This window comes from Polaromonas sp. P3_C2 (assembly GCF_056402675.1).
On record NZ_JBFUGX010000226.1, the window covers coordinates 1 to 6,151 of the forward strand.

The following is a 6,151-nucleotide window of genomic DNA, read 5'->3' on the forward strand; positions in this document are numbered from 1 at the left end:
CGTTGGCACTGTCGGTCAGCTGGATGCCGGCGCCCTGCGTGCTGCCGGTGTTGTTGCCCACCGGGGCGCCGTCGGCCGTCACACGGTCGATCAGCGCGCCGTCAACGCCATTGAGGTCCAGCTCGGCCCGGCCCGCGCCCCGGCTGGTGACGTTGCTGATGGAGAAGTTGCGCAGCCGCGCTGATGCGTCTCCGACGGGTGCTACCTTGATGCCGTAGGACCCGGCTACGTTGGCACTCGGGCCGTAAAGTGTGAAGTCCTTCAGCGAGACATTGTCGGCTGTCACGTTGATACCGTAGCCGCTGACGCCGCGTGCGTCGATCACGGTCGATCCCTGGCCCGAACCGGCCAGCGTCACGCTACGGTCGACCACCAGCGTGGAGGGCTGCACATAAGTGCCGCCGCCCACATTGACCGTGCCGCCGGCAACCACGGCATTGACGCCTCTCTGGATGCTGCCGCTGGCCTGCGTGACATAGACATTGCCGTCCGTCCATGTCACCAGGCCTCGCCCGGTGGTGTCGAGCGCATGGGTCACGCGGTCTTCGATGGCAAAACCGTCGGCCGCACCGTCGAAGACAGCGCCGCGAGCATCAACCGCAACAGCGTCCACCGAGATGTCCTGCCCGTTGTTCTTGAACTGGGTGCCGCCGCTGATGGCGACCGTGGGCTGGCCGCCATGGCCATTGCTCATGGTTTCAAAGCGTATGCCTGTCCGGCTGGAACCCTCGATGCTGCCGCCGGAGATGTTGACGCTTTGCAGGCTGGCCGGTGCGGCCGTGTAATCGGCGCTGTCACCGGCGATTCCGCGTGTTTTGATGACCACCGCCGCAGCCGTCGGATCACCCGAACTCGCGCCAGAATTTTTGACCGTCACGTTGTCAAAATTGATCGCATTGAAGTTGTCGTATTTCAGATTGATGTCGATGCCGGCGCCATAACGTTTATGCAGCGATGAAGATGCAGGCGCCCCATAGTTGCCGGCATTCAGGACGGCGACGTTCCTGAGAGTCAGGTTGTTCGCGGTTTCAAGATAAAAGCCCTTGAAGCTGGGGCCGTCCACCGTGACGTTCTCAAACAATGCGTTCTCAAAAGAGCCCGTGGCCACCGGAGCGCCGCCGACCATCTGGTAACCGTTGTAGGTCTGCACACCGATCTGTCCGCCGGTGATGGTGCTGTTGAGCATGCGGAAGTTGTCGGCCCGGGTCGTGGTGCCGTTGCGCATGCCGAAGGTGTTGTTGTTGAAAGCCACGCGATTGACGGTCACGTCGTTGGATGTACCGTTGATGCGCAAGCCGTACAGGTAGTCGGCAATCGACAGGTCGGAGAGCGTCACGTTGGAAGCATTGTTGATAGTGACCGCGTCGCCGCTGCCTGCGGCGGCGGACTGCAGCACCGTCTGCCCCACCCCCGCGCCGTCCAGCGTCAGCGACTTGGTGATGTTGACGCTGCCGCTGTAGTTGCCGGCCGCCACGTTCACCGTGCCGCCCGTGACCACGGCATCCACGCCGCCCTGGATGCTTCCCAGCGGGGTGAGTACGCTGCCCTGTGCGCCCGAAGAGCCCGTGGTAGCCACCGTCACGTGCGTGCGGTTGGACGATGTGTACGCCTGGTCCTGCACGGACCAGCCGCCATTGGCCGCGCTCAGGTCCAGCAGAGACTGCTGCTGTGACAGGGTAGGAGCGGCAGCGATGGGCATGCTGTTGGAGACAGGGTTGGGATTCGATCCAACCACGTGCCCGTTCAGGTGCAGGTTCAGGCCCCACTCGTTGCCCACCGGGCCCTGGCTGTTGCCGGCCATGCCAATGCCGCTGCCGTCGGTGTACTGCACGGAGATGGCGCTCTTGGTATTTTCAATCCGGTTGCCTGTCACACTGCCCGTGTTGCGCCCGTCGATCAGGATGCCGTTGCGCACGTCATGGATGTTGTTGTTGCTGATCGTGAAACCGGTGACGCCATTGGCCACCGCAATGCCGCGGCTGATATTGGAGCCCCACGCATAACTTGTGTACGGCTGGTTAACAGGCCCGGCGATCTCCATCCCGGTGACCGTCACATTGTTGGCGGTAATGCTGATGCCGTTAACCTGCCCGGCATCGGGGACCACGATTTTTGCGCCGTCCAGGCCTGTCAGTGTCAGGTTGGCCTTGTTCAGGGTGACCTGCTCGGCATAAGCGCCTCCGTGAACATCTACAGAGCCCCCCGCTCCTGGTGTGCCTGTCTTTGAAATGTTGACGGCGTCCTGGATACGTGCCCCGCTGTACACATCGACCTGGCCTGCATTGCCGCTGACCTGGGTTGCGTCCAGTACCGACTTGAGAACCACCGTATGGCCGTTGACCACGATGGCATTGCTGGCTTGCTGAATGCCCTCCAGGTTGATGACGCCGGACAGCAGGTTGGCGGCATCGCCAACGCCCAGCAAGAGGGTCTCGCCGTTCAGGCTGGCATGGTTCATATTGGACACGCTCAAACMCGTTGCACCGCCCGGTATGGCGAACTCATAAAGTCCGCTGTTGAGCGACACGGTGACCGTGGCGGCGGTTGAGCCGGCCAGGGCAATCGTGCCGCCGGTGGCGGTGATGCTGCCGTGGTTGGTGACCGACGGCGCGACCAAAGCCACCAGGCCGGCATTTTGCGCGGTGATGCTGCCATGGTTGGTGATACTGCCGACGGCCCCGGTGATCTGTGCGCCGCCGGTGTTGATGAAGTTGTTGACATCAATGTTGCCCGTGGTGGCAATGAGCGAGCCCACATTGATCACGGCGTTTTGCCCGAACATCACACCATTGGGGTTCATCAGCATCACTGTTCCGTTGGCCGAAAGGCTGCCCAGTATTTGGGAAGGGCTGGCGTCACCGGTCACGCGGTTCAGCATGGCCGAGCTTGCGTTGGGCTGGTTGATCTGCACCATCTTTCCGGGGTTGATGTCGAACGAGCCCCAGTTAACCACGGCGCGGTCGGTTCCCTGGTTGATGGTGAGCTGGTTGCCCGAAACCGAGCCTGAGGCCGTGCCGGAAAACACCGTGCCGTTCTGGGGAAGGCCTGCGCCACCGGCGATGTCAACCGGCCAGCCTGGCGGCGAGAACAGCATGGCGACCGCCGCCGGAAGGGCCTTCAGCGCAAAAGATCGCCGGCGCCGGCCGGAAGTGGAAGCACTCGGGGAGTTCAGCTTAGCGTTCATGGATCACCTCTTGAGGCAAAGAAAAGTCATTGAACAAATCATCAAAAGCGCACCAGCAGCGTGCCCAGCAGCCGGGGGTCTTTTCCGTGGGGCTGGTAACTCGCGATGGGTTTGGTCAGGGGCCAGGCGATCTCCACCGCAGCCACCACGTTCCGTGGAAGGAAGAGGCGAGTCCCCAGCCCTGCCGATGCCAGGCTCTGGCTGTTGGGCATGCCCACACAAGTACAGCCCACCGTCCAGACCTTGCCGATGTCATAGAAGGCAAAGAGCTGCCATGACCTGAAGCCCGCGAAGTCCGAGGAACCGGAATAACGAGGTTCGGCGCGAAACGCCAGCCCGCGCTCACCCACCAGTTCAGCAGGCTCGTAGGCCCGCCCAAACCGCCGGCCGCCCACCGCATATTGCTCCGACGAAAGCAGGGGGGTGTTGGCCCACTGCCCGCTCAGGCCCAGCGTAAGTGCAAGGTTCGAAGCAAGAGGCTGGGTACGCTCGTAATCGAAGGTAAGTTTGTTGAACACCCCTTTGGCCCCTGCCCGGCTTTTGAGCGGATCGGATTCCTGGGTGCCACCCAGTCCCTGGCTGAAATCCACATCCAGCGAGTTCTGCCCGCCCAGGCGGTCAAGCACTCGCCACCCAAGCCCCAGGCGCAGCACACGGAGATGATCTTCAATTACCCGGGTGCCCAACACATCGGTTTGCACGTCGGTGTGCTCATACGTTGCCCTTGCAGTCACGCTCTCATTGCGGGTCCGAAGCAGCGGATACGCAGCAGAGACCGTCGTCGTGTCCGCGTTGCCACGCATATCAAACGGCGTCAGGATGTCGCCCGGACGTGTGCGAGCCCTGGACACGGCAGCGGACAGTTTGAGACCCTCTGTCGTGACTACCTGGCTATAGGAAATTTGTGCATAGGCCAGCTCGGAGTTGCCGCTGCTCATGCCCCGAAAGCGCCACTGGTCGTTGACGCCCAGCAACTGGTTGATGTTCACTTCCACGCCGATCTCGGCGGGGCCGAGGTATTTCGACCCATAGTTGTCGGCGGCAGCGAAGCCCTCGACTTTCTTCACGCTGGCGATCAGTGTGAGGTCAGCCGCACCCGGCGCATGCGCAGGGGCCAGCACGCTGCGCAACTCGACACCCGGAAAATCATTGGCGATCAGGAGGTACCGCTCAAGCACGGGGCCCTGAATGGGCCGCGACGCCCTGATCTTCTCGCCGATGGCTGCGAGCTGCTCCTTCACATGGGCACTGACATCGTCCCCCGCCCGAATGTTCACCTTGTCGATGTAGCCCTCAACCACACGCAGGGTGAGCGTACCGTCGGCGAGAGACTGCGGCGGCACCACCACCAATGACAGGATGTAGCCTGCGTTACGGTACATCGCGGTGAGCGAAGACGCGAGTTGCAGAATCTCGCTGCCGGAAATCTCCCGTCCGGTATAGCTGTCCGCATTCGCCTGAAGGACGCCACCGGGCAGTACGGTGCTGCTTTCAATATCAATGCGCCTGAGCGTGACCCTGATGGCCCTGAGTGATTCAGGCAAAGGCCCTGTTGGCTCGGTCCTGATTTCCGGAGGTGCCGCTGAGGCGCCGGGCTCGGGCTGGAAGTCAAAACGCTCGCGAACCCGGCCGGGGTCAATGGTGGATGGGGCCTGCTGCGCCAGCGCAGTTGTCGAAATGACCATGAGCACAGAAAAAGCACCAGTCCACATGCTGTGCACGCCCACATGATCGATACGCTTCATCGCCAGCCCCGTTGAAAATCAAGGTTTCCGAAGTGCCTGCAGGTGTTGTGATTCGACACTTGCGGGCTGTATTTTTTGTGAACTAATTCACGGTAACCAATTGTGAAACCTGATACAAGGGAGAAAAAGTGATTAATTACCAACGGTCTTATGTAATGATTTCGCCCCAGTTTTTGCCAAAAGGGCTTTTCTGCCCACATTACGCGGCCCTATTAGTTACATTTAGAGCCACAAATACATACATTCAGTTACCTTTGACTTACTGAAAATCTTTCTTGCCGGTGAAGAATTCCCCAGGAAATCCAGGTGCGTTGTGTAAAGTTTTGCCGCAGGTCCCCGATACCGCGCACGGATGGCATTGCCGGAACGACAAGCGCCGCCATTCGGACCGTCGAACGGCGATGACAAGATCACAGCGGCAATGACTCCCGGTCTATTTGCGGATCGCCAACGCCTGCTTGGCCCTGGCCACCTTGGCGCCTTGCGCTATAAGCTGAAGAGCAACACAAAGAAGCCGCAGGAAGACGCGTTGAAAATCCACATCTACACCGACATCGACACCTTGTTTGGCAACGCTTCGCGCTTGTGGATGGATGTTTTGGTGGAGGCAGGCCATGACGTGGAGTTCATTGACTTGGGCACCAGCACCGACGCGCCGTTGCCCGATGTCGGCCACTGCGACGTCAACCTGCTGATTGCCGGAATTTATGCACTGCCCCGTTTTGCCGTGCAGGGCCTCCCGCGCAACGGCAAGCACGTGCTGTGGATGTTTGATCCATTGACAAAGAATGCACGGGCTACCGTGCATCGGTACAAGACCGATCTTTTCGACGTCATCGCACCCGGTTTGCACGCTGTGCTGGCGATGGATTCCTCCATAGCGCGCTACCTCGCACAGCATTTCCCGGCACTTGCCACTTGCCAGCTGCCCTATATGGTGGCCGGTAAACATATGCGAACGCCCCTTCCCGAAGCACAGAGAAACCGCGACATCATCATGCTGGGCGGTGACACGCCCCGGCGGCGGGACGCCGAGCAGTACTTCGTCAACACGGCTCCTGCCCTGAAGGCCGAGTTCGTCTGGAGCGGCCTGTGGGGCGCCGCGCGCGACGCCTGCCGCGCCGGTGCGCGCATCAACCTGAACATCCATGCCGACCCGGAACACACTTACTTCGACCAGTTCCGGACATTCGAAAGCTGGGCGGCCGGCACGGCCGTCGTT

At 61.0% G+C, this 6,151-nt stretch carries 3 protein-coding genes; 1 reads left to right on the plus strand and 2 read right to left on the minus strand.

Features of this window, described 5'->3' with window-relative positions; translation table 11 throughout:
• Both AC1DWI_RS11240 and AC1DWI_RS11245 read right to left on the minus strand, forming a co-directional pair.
• Positions 1-3,184, minus strand: a 3,184-nt coding sequence (locus tag AC1DWI_RS11240; RefSeq protein ID WP_477724845.1) for a two-partner secretion domain-containing protein, incomplete at its 3' end; no start/stop codon positions are given.
• Positions 3,185-3,225: 41 nt separating this feature from the next.
• Positions 3,226-4,929 (minus strand): ShlB/FhaC/HecB family hemolysin secretion/activation protein, encoded by a 1,704-nt coding sequence (locus AC1DWI_RS11245; protein WP_477669281.1) that lies wholly within the window; start codon positions 4,927-4,929, stop codon positions 3,226-3,228.
• A 481-nt stretch (positions 4,930-5,410) separates the two neighbouring features.
• Here AC1DWI_RS11245 and AC1DWI_RS11250 point away from each other — a divergent pair.
• On the plus strand, positions 5,411-6,151 hold a 741-nt coding region (locus AC1DWI_RS11250; RefSeq protein ID WP_477724846.1), incomplete at its 3' end, for a hypothetical protein.

Coding starts and splice junctions, on each gene's coding strand:
- AC1DWI_RS11245 (WP_477669281.1), bottom strand. CDS start 4,929: ATGAAGCGTATCGATCATGTGGGCGTGCACAGCATGTGGACTGGTGCT.